Below are 16,950 nucleotides of genomic sequence, written 5' to 3'. Positions count from 1 at the left end.
ATTCCTGGAGAACTATTCTGACAAGTAAAGGGTAGGGTCCCGCGGCGACCGTGTCATGCCTTCTTCCGACACCATACTGGTAAACAATCTTGCCATCGTAGAGAGCGCTCGTCGCTCCGGGGCCGGGACGAGAGAAGCGACGAGGAGCCAGGCATCTCCCGGCTCCTCGCCCACACGATTGGCAGAGTTCATATCAGAACGAGAGGTCATCGACGTTCGGGATCGTCTCGAGGATCTCGTTGTAGAATGTGCCGTCTCCGCGCTTGGCGACGCGGCAAATGTAGATATTGTGGATAGGACCCTGCGACTCCGGATGGATGTGGAACTCGCCGGCTGGCCCTTGAATGCGGACACCCTTGATAGCCTGGATCAGGGCCTGCTTGTCTTCCACGTTACCCTTCACTTCTTCGATCGCCGCTCGCGCGACGAGTCCGCCCAAGTAGCCCAGATAATCGACTTGTCCTGGTACGCGGTTGTACTTCTGGCGGAACGTCTCGACGAACTTCTTGTTCTCAGGGCGATCGATCGATGCGGTGTAGACTGTACCGCTCACCAGGCCGACGGCCGCATCGCCCATCTCGGGAAGAATCGAATCATCGGTCGTGGCACCGGAAGCGATCAGGGGAATCTGGTCCTTGAGACCGAACTCCTCGTATTGCACGACGAGGCGGATAGCATCGCTGCTGAGGCCGTGGAACTGGAACACGGCATCGATGTTGCCGGCCTGTTGCTGGATGCGCTGGAGATAGGGACCGAAGTCCTGCGTTCCCATCGGTGAGTAGATCTCGTCGACCCACGTGCCGCCGGCCTTGGTGAAACGAGCCTTGAAGGCGGCAAGTTCTTCCTTGCCTGCGGCGTAATCGGCGGCGAAGCCCATCATCCGCTTGTAGCCCAGCTTGTTGTAGGCGTAGTCGGCAACCGGAGCGTCGTATTGCCCATTGGCGTAGGAAATGCGGAAGATGTACGGGCTTCGCATCTTGGGATCGCGCGTCAGTGCCTGGAGTGCGGCGTTAGTGACGATGGTCGGGATCTGGTTCTGGTGGAGATAGTCGCGCAGGGCTGCGGCCTCGTTGCTGAGCGTGATGCCGAGCAAGAGGTGAACCCGGCGCTGTTCGATGAGTTGGCGCGCCTTGGCCAAGGCTTGATCTGGCTGTCCAGCCGAGTCCTCGATGGTGAGCTCGAAGGGGCGTCCGGCGATCGCTTGGCCGGCTTCCTCGAAGGCGAGGCGCAAGCCACGCTGGTTAGCCTCGCCGTTCGGGCTGGCTGGGCCGGAGAGCGTGAGTAAGATACCGATCCGAATCGGCTCGCGACTGACCGTGGCGGCTGCCGTCGGTGTCGCTGCCGCTGCTGCCGTCGGCGTGGCGGCTGAAGTGGGTGTGGGCGCTGGTGCGGCGGTCGGGGTAGCGGCCGGAGCCTGGGTCGGCGTGGGGGTCGCGCCGCCACCGCCAGCGCAAGCGGCCATGAGCGCCGAGACGCCAGCTACACCGAGTACGCGTCGCAAGAATGCGCGTCGATCCAACCGTTCCATCGAAACCCTCCTCACGTACCGCAACACGATCACGAACTGCTCCCGAACTCAGTGACCACGCGCAGCCAGCAGGTACTGACGGGCGTGGTCAGCGAACGGAACCGGTGCGACGGTCGCACGGATCTCCGTCTGGAGATGACGCTCGACGAGCGGCTTCTGCGAACCACCATTCCGCTCGCCCCAGAGAATCGTGACACGGGTACCCGGCTGGCTATAGGCTGGGTCGAGGACCGCGAGCGAGAGAAAGGCCGAAAAGTTGGAGCTGTACCCGCAGGTAGTCGAGACACCGATCCGCTCGCCGCGCTCGTTCATGACGGCATCGTATTGCCAGAGAGCATAACGGGGCAGCGGCCAGTCGATGAACTTGGCGCGTCGGCCGGGCGGTGCGCTGAACATGGTGCGGATCGTCTGGGTGACGTCGTCACCGTCCCAGACCAGTGTGACTTTGACGCGGTGAGGTTGATCGGCCATACTTTCGAGCGCTTGGCGGCCGATGAAATCGTGATCGAACTTGATCAGGTGACCGTAACCCAGATCCCAGGGTGTGAAGTAGTAATCCTCGATGTTCGGCGAGTAGAAACTCCCGCCGATCGAGCCGATCGCTTCTTCACTGGTCGCCGGTAACCACTCACGGTACGAACGGAGAGTGGGGCTGGTATAGATCGCGGGTACCGGGGAGGGAATCCAGCCAACACCTTCAATTCCGCTGGTGATGTACGCCTTGGAACCGACTCGTCGCAAGCCGTACCTCTGCCCGGCCTCGATGATCGCCGTGCGCACGATTTCCCGATCTTCCCAGGGCCCGAAGAGTTCAGCACCGGGTGTGCCAGCCATACCGTGGCGGAGAAAGAGCACGCGACGACCAGCGATCGTCATCTCCCCGAGCCGGAAATACTTCACCGCGGGCAAGGGGCCACCATTGAGTTCCTCCAGGAGTGGCATAGCCTGTGGTCCCTGGACCTCGAAACGGTAGACCGTCCGGGGCCGATCGGGGTCGATCACCGACCAAGCGTCCTTTTCGATCACCACGTCCTCGCCGCTCGTCTCCGCATGATAGTGAACCCAATTGGTGATGCCGGGGCGAGAGACCAGCTTGAAGCGACCATCAGGCAGGAAGAAGAGAATACCGTCGCCGATCAGGAATCCCTCGGGACTGCAGGCGACGAGCTGCTTCGCTTGGCCAGGCCGAAAGTTGCGGAATGTGTTGACTCCGATCCGTTCGAGCACGCGCAGTGCCCCAGGGCCGCTCAAGTACAGATTGGTCATGTGATACGACTGATCGAACAGCGCGACCGATTCGCGCCAGGCGTGTTGCTCGTCACGCCAGTTCGTGAACTCGGGTGGCAAGTCGGGGAACGTGCCCAAGAGTGTCAGTGGCTGGTTGTAAAGGTGATCGACAACATTCGGGATACGGTCGAGCAGGTCTTGGAGACTCCGCGGTTCGCCCCGAGTCATGAGTGCGTTCCCTCCGCTCCTCACCCTGCGTGCAGGTCGAGCTGGTGCTCAGGATGAGGAGTTCGCCGCCCGACGAGTCGCTTCAGGATTCACTTTACGAAGAGCGAAGTTCAGTCGTCAACCTTGCCGTTCGGATATCGCGAACAGCACATGCGAGCGTTGCGAGTTCGTAGACAACTCGGGCAGGAAGTGTCCCGACACGGATACCGGCATCATCGAAGTCGTTGCCTCGCTAAGCCGTGCATCGCGGTGATCGAGCGATGTGGGCGTTCGGTCGAAGCCGGAGAGTGAGCGTTCGAGCAGGCTGGCTAATGGAGCGACTCGAGTCAGTTCGGTGCGCCGGCACGATAGACTGGCCAATTCCGAAGAACGGACGCCCTGGCTCCGCCTGCCAGGGCGTCTCGGATGCGCGCTGGTCGCGCGGGCCTACGGTGTCGAGATGGCCAGCTCTTTCCCCGTGATGAATTCCAGGAGCGCAGGCGTGCCGTCCTCGACTGCCCGCAGGGCTCGCTGGATTGCCGGAACGATCTGACCCGGTTCGGTGACCCGCTCGCCGTAGCCACCCATGGCCCGCGCGAAGGCAGCGTAATCGCCGCTGATGTCGGTGGCGCGGTACTTCTCGGTGGCGACCGGCATGACGGGGATCTCGATGGCCATCGAGAAGTTGTTGAACAGGATCGAGAGAATGGGAATACGCTCGCGCACGGCCGTTTCGAAATCCATTCCGGTCATGCCAATGGCGGCATCGCCCCAGACGTTGATGCAGAGCATGTCCGGGCGAGCCAGCTTGGCGCCCATGGCGAGGCCGAGTCCATACCCGAGCTGGGTCGACTTCCCCCAACCCAGGTAGGTGAGCGGTCGCTTGCTGACCCAGAACGGCGAAAGCTGGTCACGTGGACTCCCGGCATCGTGGGTGATGATGGTCCGGTCGATATCGAGCGTGTGCATCAGTTCCCAGATGACGCGATATGGGGTGAGCGGCACCTCGTCAGAGGTGAGTTTCGGCATCCACTGGGCGAGCCACGCGTCACGGACACGCCGGATCTCGGCCACGACTTCTGGCAAGCGCCCACGCGGCTTACCGCCCAAGCGTTCGCTGACGGCCTCGTAGAGCGCGGCGAGCGTGAGCTTGGCATCGCCGAGGAGCGCATGGGAGATGGGCACATCCTTGTTGAGATCGGCTGGATCGAGCGTGGCATGGATGATCGTCTTGCCCTCGTAGGGGATACGCACACCGTAGTTGGTCCTGGTGAAGCTGCACCCGATACCGAAGATGACGTCGGCCTCGCGCAAGAAGTGGGCAACGGTGGCGGGGTAGGCGCGCCCGCCGGCACCGAGCGCGAGCGGATGATCTTCCGGGAAGGCACTCTTTCCCTGCAGGCTCGTGCAGACCGGCGCCTCCAAGAGCTCAGCCAATGCCCGGAGTTCTTCCCACGCCTGGGCATAGTGCACACCCTGACCGGCATAGATGACGGGGCGCCGAGCAGCGAGGAGCACGGCGGCAACCTCATCGACCGCGACTGGGTCGGGGGCGATGCGGACACGCGGAGCGGGGCGATAGTCGAGCGGCCCGGCGAACTCTTCCTGGACGAGGTCCCGGGGGAGTTCGATCACGACTGGCCGGGGACGACCGTTCTTGAGTTGGGTCCACGCACGTCGCAGTGCATTGGGTACCTCGCCGGGGAGCACCACTTGCTCGACCCATTTGGCGATTTCGCGGTAATTGAGGAGGGCGCTGAAGTTGGGTGGGAGGTTCTGGATCGGGCGCGGGTAGCCTTCGGGGAGGATGAGGACGGGCACGCTGTCCGCATAGGCTTGTGCCACTGCACCGAAGGCGTTCTCGGTGCCTGGGCCATGCTGCATCGCGAAGACGCCGATGCGTTGGCCGGAGGTGACGCGGCTCATGGCGTCAGCCATGTGAATACCGACGCGCTCTTGACGGACGATCACGGTGCGGATATCGGCGCGGGCAGCTGCCTCCAGCACGTCGTTGACCGGATAGCCGATGATGAGGTCGACTCCCTCGCGCTTCAGGATCTCAGCAACTACGTCCGCGACACGCACGCTAGCCTCCTTCGGCTCTCTCCCGTCGTCCGGACAATGCACCGCGTGGAGGGGCGAGACGGGTTCGGGGCGACAATGGCGATGCCGATCGCTCAGCAGCCGGGGTACGGACCATCTTTAGGCCCCACCGTCCCCCGGTGGAGTCTAACACGGTCGCGTCTAGCTGTCGGCAGGGACTTTGGATGGACTGGCACCCGCGCAAACGTCAGATGACTGCAACATCTCGAGGCAGCGCGCCAGGCACGCCAGGTCTCGCTCCCGTTACGATAGATTCTGGCGAATGAGAGGATTCCTGACGACGGAAACCCTGTTACGGGGGAGCGCTCAGTGGAGCGACGGCCTCGCCGAGAACGGGTCTTGGCTGCCCTGATCATCCTGGTCCCGCCACTCGCCGGGGTATTACTCTTCGTACCCCGCTGGCGAGCGATCGCGGTGCGGGGGTTGCTGGCTTGGGGGCATGTCGTCCTCGCCCTCGTCGCCTTCCTCTCCTTCGCCGCTGTCAACGCGCAACGCCTCGACCAGGGTGACCGGTACGCCGACCTCGGCATGCTCTTCCTCTTCATCTGGGTCGTCAGCGCCCTCGTGATCCCGTTCGGGTTGGCGATCCGTCAGCTCATCGCTGGGGGCAGCACGAGCGCCGTCCCACGCCCCTGGCGAGTCGCGCTGCGCTTCCGTTCCGACGACAGGACCGAGAGCCTCGCCATGCAGGTAGAACGGTGGCTCGCCGAGCAGAGAGGCGCGCGAGCCGTGAACGGTGGCTGGATCGTCATCGAGCCGACGGTCATCGACGAGCAGAGCATGTGGTCCTCACTGCTCGTGGTCCGCGGGGCGCTCGCGCTGCTGCTGGACAACGACGGAAGGACGATGACCGCGCTCTACCGCGTGTATCCCCCGTCACGCTGGCCGCTCGCTCGGGACTTCTGGTCGCGTGCTGTCCGCCGCCAGGCCCTCCTGCTCGCCGAACGGTGGAATGCGCGCGTCGAGCCGATCGAGCCGCCGTCGCTGGTGCCGGAGATGGAGGGTGCGCTTGCTGAGGGTGTGCAGCTGGCCTGGGAGCTGGAGCGTCTGGACGTCCGGGGAGTCGACCTGACAGTCACTGCTGTCGTCGCGGTAGTGACACTGGTCCTGGTAGTAACACTTGGGCTGCCACTCTTTCCGACCATGGACGGCGCACTCGTCGGTCTGGCTGGGTTACTCGCCGCTCTGCTGTGCGCGGTGATCCTCAGCGTGGCCTGGCTTGCCTACCACGTACGCGTGTCGCTCCGCGCCTTCGCGGCGGGAAGCGATCGACCACCGCGGTTCTCGCTCGCCGCGTTCCTCCGGCGCCGTCCGCTGGTGCTGTTCCTCGCCGTCGTCGGCGCAACGGCGTTCGTGGCCAGTCTCGGCTGGGCCACATCACCCAGAGCGCCAGCGTGGGCAGCGCTCGTGAGCGTCGCGGTCCTGGTGCTCCCGCCGCTCGTCGCGCTGTGGCTCGGTACCCGGCTGGCCGAGCAGTAGTGTCTCTCCCGACCGGATGACCGCCTGGGGAAAGCCTGGCACCGTTCAGGTGTGTGCGGCGCAAGGGGGAAGCTCCCGCGTAGCAGGGCGCGATTCGCTATAGTAATCGGCAATACGTCCGCCACGGGTATGTCGAGTCAGCCGCGACGTGAGAAGGGAGCTGACGAGTGGGTGCGACGAGCCAGCTACCGCAATCGCTGCCAGTGACCCCCGAGGCCCGTCCATGGCTGCGGCATTATGAGCCGGGTGTGCCGTGGACGATCGAGATACCGGAGACGACGCTGCCGGAGTATCTCGCGCTCAATGCCGGACGGTATCCGCGGCGCGAGGCGATCCGCTTCTTCGGGAAGGCGATCCACTATCGGGAACTGGACGAGGCGGTGAACCGCTTCGCCAATGCGTTGATCCGGCTCGGTGTTGAACCGGGCGATCGCGTGGGACTGGTGCTGCCCAACTGCCCGCAGATCGTCATCGGGTATTACGGTGCGCTGCGAGCTGGGGCCGTCGTCGTACCGTGCAACCCGCTGTACGCCGAGCCAGAACTGGCGCATCAGCTGGCAGACGCGGGGGTCAAGGTCGTGCTTTGCCTCTCGCTCATGTTCCCGAAGGTACAGGCCGTACGCGATCGGGTCCCCACGCTCGAGCATGTTGTGGTGACGAACATCAAAGAATATCTGCCGCCGCTGGCGCGGGTCGGCTTTACCTTGTTCCGCGAGCGCAAGGAAGGACACGAGGTGACGCTCCCGGAAGACGGGCGGACGCACTGGCTGCAGCCGCTGCTCCAGCAGGCGCCAGCGACCATGCCGAGTGTGCGGCGCGATCCGGACGATCTGGCCGTTCTCCAGTACACAGCCGGAACGACGGGCGTCCCGAAGGGGGCGATGCTGACGCACCGGAACCTCGTCGCGGTGACGCTGCAGACGCATGCCTGGGCGCGCAACATCGAAGAACCGGACGGCAGCGATGTCGTCCTCGGGGTCATTCCGATCTTCCATATTTACGGTCAAACAGTGGTGATGAACTTTCCGATCGTGAGCGGTGGGTGCATGATCTTGATCCCGCGCTTCGATCTCAAGGCGATCCTGGAAGCGATCGATCATGAGCATCCCACCTTTTTCCCCGGAGTGCCGACGATGTACGCCGTTCTGGCGAACGCTCCGAAGGTGGAGCAGTACAACTTGCGCTCGCTCAAGGCATGTATCTCAGGGGCGGCTCCTCTGCCCGTACCGGTGCAGGAGCAATTCGAGCGGCTCACCGGTGCAAGACTCGTGGAGGGATACGGGCTCTCCGAAGCACCGGTGACCCACTGCAACCCGATCCTGGGCGAGCGGCGGGCGGGCACGATCGGCCTGCCGATCCCGAGTACGGAGGCGATCGTCGTCGACTTGGAAACGGGGACCACCATGCTGCCGCCGGGTGAAGTGGGCGAGCTCGCGGTCCGCGGGCCGCAGGTGATGCAAGGGTACTGGAAGCGGGCGGACGAGACCGAGCGGGTCTTCCGCGGGAGCTGGTTTCTGACCGGTGACATCGCCCGGATGACGGAGGACGGCTACTTCCAGATCGTCGATCGCCGCAAGGACATGATCATCGTCGGTGGGCTCAAGGTGTTTCCGAGCGAGGTGGAGAAGGTGCTCCTCGAGCATCCGGCGGTGCAGGAGGCGGTCGTGGTGGGGATCCCCGATCCGTACCGTGGTGAGATGGTGAAAGCATACGTCGTGCTCCGCGAGGGAGCGAGCGTCGAGCCGCGCGAGCTGCTCGCGTTCTGTCGCGAACGACTGGCGCCTCACCGGGTGCCGCGCGAGATCGAGATCCGCACGGAATTGCCCAAGAATCTGATCGGCAAAGTGCTCCGGCGCAAGCTGATCGAGGAGGAGCTGGCCAAGCGGCAAGCGAGTGCGCCAGACACGGCGCCCGAGGTGTAAGCGATCACGAGCGAGCCGGCGCGGTGGCCGGCGTGCGACGGCGGAGCAACCAGAGCAAGGCCACGAGACCCATCAGAGCAGTCGTCAGCGCGACGACCTGCGCCTGCTGGAGTCCCAAGAACCAGATCGCTTCTTGTCGTACGAAGCTGACGAGGAAGCGCCCGATTCCGTAGAGCAGCCAGTACAGAGCGAACAGCGATCCATCCGGCAGGCCACGGCGGCGCAAGCGCCAGAGCACGGCGAGGACGAGGAAATTGACCGCCATGTCGTAGATCGGGTAGGGGTGAGTTGGCACGCCGAGGAGTTCGGGAGGGAGTAGGGCTTTCGGGTTCGTGTAGCGAAGGGCGAAGGGGCAGTAGCCGAGCCCTTCCGCTGGGACGCTGGCGGCAACACCGGAGCAGACCAGACAGGTGCAGGGGCCGCCCCAGGCATCGCCGTTGATGAGGCAGCCGATGCGCCCAATCCCTTGGGCGAGCAAGAGGCCAGGGGCAACCGCATCGGCGACGGGTCCGATGGGAACCCGCTGGCGCCAGAGGAGGAAAGCAGCGGTCAGCGTTCCCCCGATGATGCCGCCATACACAGCGAGGCCACCTTCGGTGATGGCGAGGATACGCCACGGCTGGCGTAGGTACTCGCTGAGATGGTCGAGGACGAAGAAGAGCCGGGCACCGACGACGCCGCCGAGGACAGTCAAGATGGCCACGAGGTCGAAGTTCGGGATGACGATCCCTTTGCGGGCGAGTTCGCGGGACGCGAGCCAGATAGCCGAGAGGATGGCGAGTGCGGTAAAGAGACCATGCCAGGTCAGGAGGAGCGGACCGACCTGGACGATGTTCGGATCCAGTCCGATCGTGATCGTGCCCATTCCTCACCTCTTTCGGCGCTTTCCCTTCGGCGAGTGTAGCAGGTGATACCTGGGAAGGGCATCAGGGCGCGCCCGCGATGATCACGCGGAGCGAGCGCACGGCGATCCAGGGCTCGCTGCCGATCGCGGCTGGCTCATGGGCGTTGCGCAGCTCGAGCGTCACGGGGAGGTCAGCGGGCAATGGGTCGAACTGCAAGATGATGGTCTGGCGCGACCAACTGGCGGAAGGAAAAGGGTCGGCCTTCTCCCAGACTGTCCGGCCTCCCAGAGCGAGTTGGAGGAGCGGCCTTGGGGTTCCCCGATTTTGCCGCCCCTCCACCTCGATGAGGATCCGCTCGGTCCCGGATGGAATGACCAGCGAGACGCGGCTGGTTCGTGCGGGAAAGATGAGCGCGGCGTTGGCCAGATCGCGGGTGAAACCGGGCAAGGCCCCATCGCGGCTGGGAAGGTAGGCTCCCGTGAGGTCGCCGGGTCCGAACTCGAGTGCAGGCATGTCAGCGAAGCGGCGGAGCTCGGGCGGGGTGGTCGGCACGAGCGTGAGCGACCGCACGAGCATCTCGAGTGGCTCCGGTGTGGGAGCAGTGGTCGGGGTGGGAGACAACGTGGGTGTCGGACTCGGCAGCGGAATCGGGCTGGGTCGCGGGTTGGTTGTGGGTGCAGTCTCGGCGGTCGGGGTGCTGGCCGGGTTCGGCAGTGGCTCCGCGCGGTCGGTTTCGCTCGCCAGTTGCGCCCAGGCAAGCAGGGCGAGGAGAGCGACGACGGCGAAGGAGAGGACAGTCGCGCCGCCTGCCCAGGCGAGAGAGCGTCGAGACAGGCTACGTTGGGCTGGTGTTGGCGTCGCCTGGACAGCCGGGAGAGGATTTCGCGGCTCGGCGGTGCTCGCCGATCGGAGTGCAGCTGCCATCGCCTCGGCGGAGCGGTAGCGTGCCACTGGATCCTTGGCGAGCGCGCGGAGGACGACTCGCTCCAGGGCGGGCGGGATGTCATGTCGCCACCGGCGGGGTGGAATCGGTGGAGCGTGGACGTGCTGAGCCAGCAGTTCTTCCGGTGTCTGGCCAGGGAAGGGTAAGCGGCCAGTCAGGAGTTCATAGAGCAGGACACCCACGGCATAGAGGTCGCTGGCTGGTGTCGCTGGTTCACCACGGATCCGCTCGGGGGCGACGTACGGAGCAGTGCCGAGCAACTCGACCGGACTGGTGAGCGTCGGCTCATCGTGTCGGCGGGCGATCCCGAAGTCGGTCAGCTTGGCCCGGCCCTGACGATCGATGAGCACGTTGCCCGGTTTGACGTCGCGGTGGACGATACCAGCCTGGTGGATAGCGGCCAGGCCGTGAAGGACGTCCAGCACGAGACGGACTGCCTCGTCGAGCGGAACGGGCGCGTTCTGACTCATGAACTGGGCGAGGTCGCCACCCTCCACCCATTCCAGGACGAGAAACCGGATGTCACCGTCCTGGCCGGCATCGTAGACCTGGACAACGTTGGGGTGCGAGACGGCTGCGGCGACGCGTGCCTCGCGTTGGAAGCGCGCGAGGTCGGCCGGGTCGGGTGTCCCTCGCTGCATGACCTTGACCGCGACCGGACGGTCGAGGACGAGGTCGCGGGCGAGATACGTGATGGCCATGCCGCCTTGACCGAGCGGTGCCTCGATCCGGTACCGTCCAGCCAGGATGGTCGGTGGTGTCGGCAGCATCGTCTCCGGCCTCCGCATCGCTCATCTGGGGGATTGTACGTGGAAGACGCGGGCAACCATCAGGGTGCTCCCGGATCGAGCAGCACGTTGTCGATGAGCCGGGTCGTCCCGATCCAGGCAGCCACGAGCAGGAGCGCCGGGCGTTCGACGTACTCGACTTCCTGGAACGTCTCCAAGTCGCTCACGCTGACGTATTCCAGGCGTACCGGTGTGGTGGTCAGCGTGCGCTGGACGAGTTCGCGGAACGCTGCGGCTGCGCGCTCGCCGCTGCGGAAACGCTCCAGGGCAGCGAACAACGCTCGCGGGATGGCGCTGGCTGCGACTCGCTCCTCGGGCGAAAGGTAGACGTTGCGACTGCTCATGGCCAACCCGTCTGCCTCGCGGACAGTGGGGAGCGGCACGATGTCGACCGGGAGCGCGAGGTCCTGGACCAGCCGCTGAACCACCAGCACTTGCTGGGCATCCTTCCAGCCGAAGTAGGCGCGCTGAGGCTGAACGAGCCCGAAGAGGCGCGTCACGACGGTGGCGACACCGCGGAAATGACCAGGCCGGGCTTCCCCTTCGAGACGCTCGGCGATCGGGCCGGTCACCACGACTGCGGTGGAGAAGCCGGATGGATACATCTCACTCACCGAGGGAGCGAAGACGGCATCGACACCCTCGCGCTCGAGGAGGTACAGGTCGCGGTCGAGATCGCGCGGGTAGCGGTCGTAGTCTTCCTGAGGACCGAACTGCAAGGGATTGACGAAGATGCTGACGACGACGGTCTCGTTCTCGGCGCGGGCGCGACGGACCAGCGCGAGATGCCCCTCATGCAAGTAGCCCATCGTGGGGACGAAGCCAACCGAACGGCTGGCCTGCTGGGAACGCCAGATGCGGAGTTCAGCGATCGTCCGGAAGAGGTGCATGCTCGTCTCCTCCGCGCTGGGCAGCGAACTCGGCGGCGATCGCTGCGACGGTGTCGAGATCGAGTTCACGGGGGAGTCCGAAGCTTTCGGACTCGCTCGGAAAGGTGCCGCTGCGGACGTCCTCGGCGTAGCGGCGGATCGCATCGCTCACGATGGTGGCGAGGTCGGTGTAGGCGCGGGCATGACGAGGGAGAGGCCCGGGCAGAAGATGGAGAAGATCGGTCAGGACCTGGACTTGCCCATCGCAACCCGGACCAGCCCCGATGCCGATCGTCGGGATCTCGAGGAGTTGGCTGACTGCACGAGCGACCGGCGCTGGAACGAGTTCCAGCACGATCGCGAAGGCACCGGCTCGTTCCAGTGCGATGGCATCAGCGAAGAGCTGGCGGACCGCGTCGGCAGTACGCGCTTGCAGCCGAAAACGACCGAGCGTATGCACCGCTTGCGGAGTCAAACCCAGATGGCCCATCACGGGGATGCCGGCGCGGACGAGCCGGGAGACGGTCTCGACGATCGGTCCACCGCCCTCCAGCTTGACGGCGTGAGCACCGCCTTCCTGGACGAGTCGGCCGGCGTTGCGGAGGGCTTCTTCTGGACTGATCTGAAAGGTCAGGAACGGCATGTCGGCGATGACGAGCGCCCGGCGGGTAGCACGCGTGACAGCCTTGGTGTGATGCAGCATCTGTTCGAGGGTCACAGGGATGGTCGTCTCGTAGCCGAGGACCGTGTTACCGAGCGAGTCACCGACCAAGATAGCGGGAATGCCTGCTTCGTCGATCAGGCGCGCGGTCGGGTAATCGTAGGCCGTGAGCATGACGATCCGCTCGCCGCGACGCTTCATCGCGCGGAGATCCGCGACGGTCACGCGTTGGGGGGTCATCGCGCCACCTCCTCGCTTGCCAACCATCGTTCCAGGTCGTCGAGCGCGACCAGCCGCTCGGGAGCAGCAGCCGCGCGCTCGCGCGCGAGTGGGAGCATCGCCTGAGCGAGCGCCCGGTACAAGGGAAGGAGCGTCGGGGCAGTGTGTGCCAGGGCCTCGATATGCCGATCGATCGTCTCGCGGTCGGCTCGGGCGACCGGGCCAGTCAAAGCCTGGGGCAGGCCGAGTTGGTCGAGATTCGCGAGGACACCTGACAAGAGGGGAAAGAGGGAGCGAAGCGCCGTCGCGCGGTCAGAGGCTGTCGCCTGTGCGATCAGCTCGGCTGCCACACCGGCGAGAGCGACGAGGCCATTCGCGGCCAGAACAGCGGCAGCGTGGTAGAGCGGGCGCTGTTCTGGGGAAAGCAGGAAGGGACGACTGCCGAGCTGCTGCGCCAAGGCGAGCAGCTCCCCTTGCAGGGAGGGATCGGCCTCGATGGCGACAGCGATCCCCTGCCAGGCGGTGGGAACGGCCGCACCCGCGAAGGTCTGGAGGGGATGGAAGGCACCGGTTGCGGCACCGGCTCGCGCTGCTGCGGCGAGCAGTTCGCGTCCGAACGCGCCAGCGAGATGGATGACCGCCTGGTCAGGTCGCCAGGACAGGCTTGCGCAGAGTGGAGCGATCGCGCTGTCCGGCACAGCCAGTACGACGAGACGGCCACTCCCGGCGGCATCGTGCGGTGTCGAGCAGACGCGGGAACCGGGGATGAGCGAAGCGAGTTCCTCGGCCCGCTCGCGTCGGCGACTCCAGACAGCGGACACCGAGAAGCCGGCCGCGACGAGCGCGACGCCGAGCGCGCGTCCCGCACCCCCAGCCCCGAGCAGTGCGATCGGTTGTCTAACCGACTGGCTTGGCAACGACGATGATCCGATGGTCATCGATACCGTACGGCCAGCAGGTGACGAGTGTCACGCGCTCCTCCGGCATCGGATCGAGGAACCGGCCGGTGGCGATCCGTTCCTCGAGCGGAACGCCGACTTCCTTCCGGTAGTGGATCTCCGTGACGCGGTACCGGAACACGCCAGCGTCACTGGTGAGGATGACCTCGTCGCCGAGCTTGACGTGCTCGAGTGTGCGAAAGACTTCGCCCTTCCAGTCGTTGTGGCCGGTGATGACGATGTTCCCGCCCTCGCCAGGATTGGCCGAGGTGTTATGGTGGCCGGCGGCATACTCGGCGACTTCCCACTCGATGACCTTGACGCCTTGCATCTCGACGATCTTGTAGCCGACCTCGACGACTGGAGCATCGATGCCGACGGAGGGGATCTGGATGCGCCTGGGTGGCGGCATCTTCGGTCGCGGGGTCGGTGTCGGTTCAGGGGTGGGGCTGGGTACGATGGGCAGCCCATCCAACCGCTCCGCGAATGGGGTGGCGGTCGGGGTCGGGGACGCGGCAGCTTGTAGCGGTGGCGGAGGGGTGGCGATCGCGGCAATCTGGCTGGGAGGGGTCTCCGGTGATGGCCGGAGCGCGACCGTGCCCATCGCCGCGATGGCGAGCAAGACGAGACCAGCGAGAATCAGGAGTGCACCGAGCAGGGAAACGTGGCCGCGCGCGACCGGTGCGCTCGAAGCACCGGCAGCGCGACCGAACGGTATGGGAATTCGAAGAGCCCGCCGAGGTCCCGGCTGACCAGGGGCACTCAACCGGCGTAATGGTGGACGACGATCGGACATGCGCTCTCCACGTGCTGCCACGAGACTCAGCACGAACGCATTAGAGTATAGCCATTCGACCGAGTGATCGCGTGCGGGCCGGAGCAGTGGGAGACGACGCGCGAGGCGTCGTCTTGTTGCCGACTCGCCGTTGGGGCACACTAACCGCGAGTTCCGTTCAAGAAGGGAGGGAGCCTCATGGCCGCGCGGGCATACGTCCTGGTTCACTGCGATGTCGGGAAGGCTCGTTCCGTCAAAGAGGCGCTGGCGAGCGTCCCCGGCGTCCTGCATGCCGACATCGTGACGGGTGATTACGACCTCATCGTGGTGGTCGAGCAACCGACGGTCGAGGAACTGGGGCGGCTCGTTCTCGAGAAGATCCACGGTACGCCCGGCGTGACGGCGACGAGTACGCATGTGGTGGTGGGGTAGACGCGGTCAACGACGCGATCGCTGGCAGTCGGTCGCCGATGCCGGCAAGCCGACCTCGCTCGCGGGCAGACGCGTGGCTGCATCGTTCGGCATTGTGGAACGACTGTCTTGCGTTCTGCAACACGATTTTCATCATTAGAAATGAAGTCACGCTATATCGCCACAACGCGATCGGGGGAGCGGATGAAGAGCACGTTGCGGTTTCCGAGCCCGTTCGAGGTCGGCACACCACCTGGAGCCGAGGGTTGGGAACAGCTCTATCCCTACTATCTCCTGTTCAGTGACGATCGCCGGCAAGAGGAAGAGCGTCGTCTCTGGTTCTTCAATGGGATGCACTTCCCTGAGGCGATGACGCCCTTCGATATCATCACTGCCGAGGCAGGTTACCTCGCGATCGGCGAAATGAGCAGCCGGATGTTCTGCATCCCGCCAGCGATGGGGATCGATTTCCGCGTACTGAACGGCTACGTTTACATCAGCCCGACGCCGGTCACTGACCCCGCGCAGATCGAACAGCGGGCAGTCTGGTTCCAAGAGCGAGCTGGTTACTACTACGCGAATTGGCGAGCGTTCTACGAGGAGTGGAAGCAGCGACTGAGTGCGGAGGTCGAGCGACTCGTCGCGATCCGCTTCCCGGAACTCCCGGCAGTCGAACCTGCCGACTACGTCTTCCAGCGTCGCGGTTACGGTGCGTCGATGGATAATCTCGCGGCTTATCATGACCTGATCGACAGTATCTTCCGCGTGTGGCAGGTCCACATGGAAATCGTGATGATCGGCTTTGCCGCCTACTTCACGTTTTACGATTTCTGCAAGAAAGCGTTTCCGGAGATCTCTGACCAGCAGGTGACTCGGATGGTCGGGGCGATCGACGTCAGCATGTTCCGGCCGAACGACGAGCTGAAGCGGTTGGCCCGTCGGGCGCTCGAACTCGGTATCGCGGATCTTTTCCTCGCGAACGGTTCGGGTGCAGCAGTCTTCGCGCGGCTGCGCGAGAATGAGGCCGGACGGGCTTGGCTCAGGGAATGGGAGACCAGTGCGGATCCCTGGTTCTACATGAATACGGGCGATGGTTTCCAACACCATCACCGGGCGTGGATCGATGATCCGACGCCGGTGGTGAGTGTACTGGCCGACTACATTCAGCGGCTGCGACGCGGGGAGAATCTCGAGCGAGACACCGCCGCGCTCCGCGAGGAACGCGACCGGATCACCCAGGGCTACCGCGAACTCTTGGCGACAGAGGAGGAACGACAAGCCTTCGACCAGATCCTGGCACTGACGCGCGAGGTCTACTACTCGATCGAGGACCACAAGTTCTACGTCGAGCACTGGTATCAGAGTCGGTTCTGGAACAAAGTCCGCGAACTCAGCCGGTTGTTCGTTGCCGGTGGCTTTTTCCGCGACGTGGAAGATATTTTCTTGTTGCACTATACCGAGGTCGAGCGAGCGTTGATGGATCTCCTGCTCAGCTGGAGCATCGGGACGACGCCGCGTGGTCCGGCCTACTGGCCGGACGAGATCGCCCGGCGCCAACGCATCATGGACCGTCTGCGAGCCTGGTCTCCGCCACCAGCACTCGGCGTGGTTCCGGAAGTCATCGGGGATCCAGCGATCATCATGCTGTGGGGAATCACACCGGAGCGCCTGCGTGCCTGGCTGAGTCCGGAGGAAGGGAACGTCCTCCGTGGGTTCGCTGCCGCACCCGGCGTGGCCGAAGGGCCAGCACGGGTCGTGCTGAGCATCGAGGAACTTCAAGAGGTACGGGATGGTGAGATCCTCGTGTGCTCGGTGACCGAGCCCAGCTGGGCTCCAGTACTGGCCCGCGTTCGTGGGATGGTCTCCGATATCGGGGGCGTGATGTCGCACGCGGCGATCGTCGCGCGCGAGTACCGGATTCCGGCGGTGCTCGGAACTGGCGTGGCGACCAAAAGGATCCGGACAGGGCAGTACCTGCGAGTCGATGGCGAGAACGGAGTCGTCACCATTCTCGACTGACCAATGGCGAGGTCAG

13 protein-coding genes are annotated in these 16,950 nt (G+C 64.7%); 4 read left to right on the top strand and 9 right to left on the bottom strand.

The window, feature by feature from the left end; translation table 11 throughout:
• Positions 1-193: 193 nt before the first annotated feature.
• From TRD_RS12755 to TRD_RS12745, 3 genes are all read right to left on the bottom strand, one after another.
• Complete coding sequence (locus tag TRD_RS12755) at positions 194-1,528, bottom strand: ABC transporter substrate-binding protein (RefSeq protein WP_041437379.1); 1,335 nt, start codon at positions 1,526-1,528, stop codon at positions 194-196.
• A 48-nt stretch (positions 1,529-1,576) separates the two neighbouring features.
• Positions 1,577-2,983, bottom strand: coding sequence for an aminomethyltransferase family protein (locus tag TRD_RS12750; RefSeq protein WP_012643274.1), 1,407 nt, complete (start codon positions 2,981-2,983; stop codon positions 1,577-1,579).
• A 426-nt stretch (positions 2,984-3,409) separates the two neighbouring features.
• Entirely contained in the window at positions 3,410-5,047 is a 1,638-nt protein-coding gene (locus TRD_RS12745) for a thiamine pyrophosphate-requiring protein (protein WP_012642532.1), read from the bottom strand.
• A 327-nt stretch (positions 5,048-5,374) separates the two neighbouring features.
• Here TRD_RS12745 and TRD_RS12740 point away from each other — a divergent pair, with 327 nt between their 5' ends.
• Positions 5,375-6,544 (top strand): hypothetical protein, encoded by a 1,170-nt coding sequence (locus tag TRD_RS12740; protein WP_012642776.1) that lies wholly within the window; start codon positions 5,375-5,377, stop codon positions 6,542-6,544.
• A gap of 167 nt (positions 6,545-6,711) precedes the next feature.
• Entirely contained in the window at positions 6,712-8,466 is a 1,755-nt protein-coding gene (locus tag TRD_RS12735; protein ID WP_012642939.1) for a long-chain-fatty-acid--CoA ligase, read from the top strand.
• A gap of 4 nt (positions 8,467-8,470) precedes the next feature.
• Here TRD_RS12735 and lgt read toward each other — a convergent pair whose 3' ends face one another.
• From lgt to TRD_RS12705, 6 genes are all read right to left on the bottom strand, one after another.
• Positions 8,471-9,331: a prolipoprotein diacylglyceryl transferase gene (lgt, locus tag TRD_RS12730; RefSeq protein ID WP_012643074.1), complete on the bottom strand. Its 861-nt coding sequence runs from the start codon at positions 9,329-9,331 to the stop codon at positions 8,471-8,473.
• A 61-nt stretch (positions 9,332-9,392) separates the two neighbouring features.
• Entirely contained in the window at positions 9,393-11,024 is a 1,632-nt protein-coding gene (locus TRD_RS14005) for a serine/threonine-protein kinase (RefSeq protein ID WP_052294146.1), read from the bottom strand.
• Positions 11,025-11,083: 59 nt separating this feature from the next.
• On the bottom strand, positions 11,084-11,932 hold the full coding sequence (gene panC / locus TRD_RS12720; RefSeq protein ID WP_012643289.1) for a pantoate--beta-alanine ligase: 849 nt from the start codon (positions 11,930-11,932) through the stop codon (positions 11,084-11,086).
• Positions 11,907-12,812 (bottom strand): 3-methyl-2-oxobutanoate hydroxymethyltransferase, encoded by a 906-nt coding sequence (gene panB / locus TRD_RS12715; RefSeq protein WP_012642482.1) that lies wholly within the window; start codon positions 12,810-12,812, stop codon positions 11,907-11,909. Before panB ends, panC begins: the two co-directional genes overlap by 26 nt.
• Positions 12,809-13,729: a Rossmann-like and DUF2520 domain-containing protein gene (locus TRD_RS12710; RefSeq protein ID WP_041437376.1), complete on the bottom strand. Its 921-nt coding sequence runs from the start codon at positions 13,727-13,729 to the stop codon at positions 12,809-12,811. Before TRD_RS12710 ends, panB begins: the two co-directional genes overlap by 4 nt.
• On the bottom strand, positions 13,689-14,525 hold the full coding sequence (locus TRD_RS12705) for a sortase (RefSeq protein WP_143714826.1): 837 nt from the start codon (positions 14,523-14,525) through the stop codon (positions 13,689-13,691). Before TRD_RS12705 ends, TRD_RS12710 begins: the two co-directional genes overlap by 41 nt.
• 177 nt (positions 14,526-14,702) lie before the next feature.
• On the opposite strand from TRD_RS12705, the gene TRD_RS12700 reads away from it, so the two are divergent.
• Positions 14,703-14,936, top strand: a complete 234-nt coding sequence (locus tag TRD_RS12700; RefSeq protein WP_012642691.1) for an Lrp/AsnC family transcriptional regulator — start codon at positions 14,703-14,705, stop codon at positions 14,934-14,936.
• 183 nt (positions 14,937-15,119) lie between these two features.
• Positions 15,120-16,934 (top strand): PEP-utilizing enzyme, encoded by a 1,815-nt coding sequence (locus TRD_RS12695; RefSeq protein ID WP_012643203.1) that lies wholly within the window; start codon positions 15,120-15,122, stop codon positions 16,932-16,934.
• The last annotated feature ends 16 nt before the right edge of the window (positions 16,935-16,950 follow it).

It is taken from the genome of Thermomicrobium roseum DSM 5159, from assembly GCF_000021685.1.
Taxonomy (GTDB): Bacteria; Chloroflexota; Chloroflexia; order Thermomicrobiales; family Thermomicrobiaceae; genus Thermomicrobium; species Thermomicrobium roseum.
This window is presented reverse-complemented; position numbering and strand designations above follow the sequence as displayed.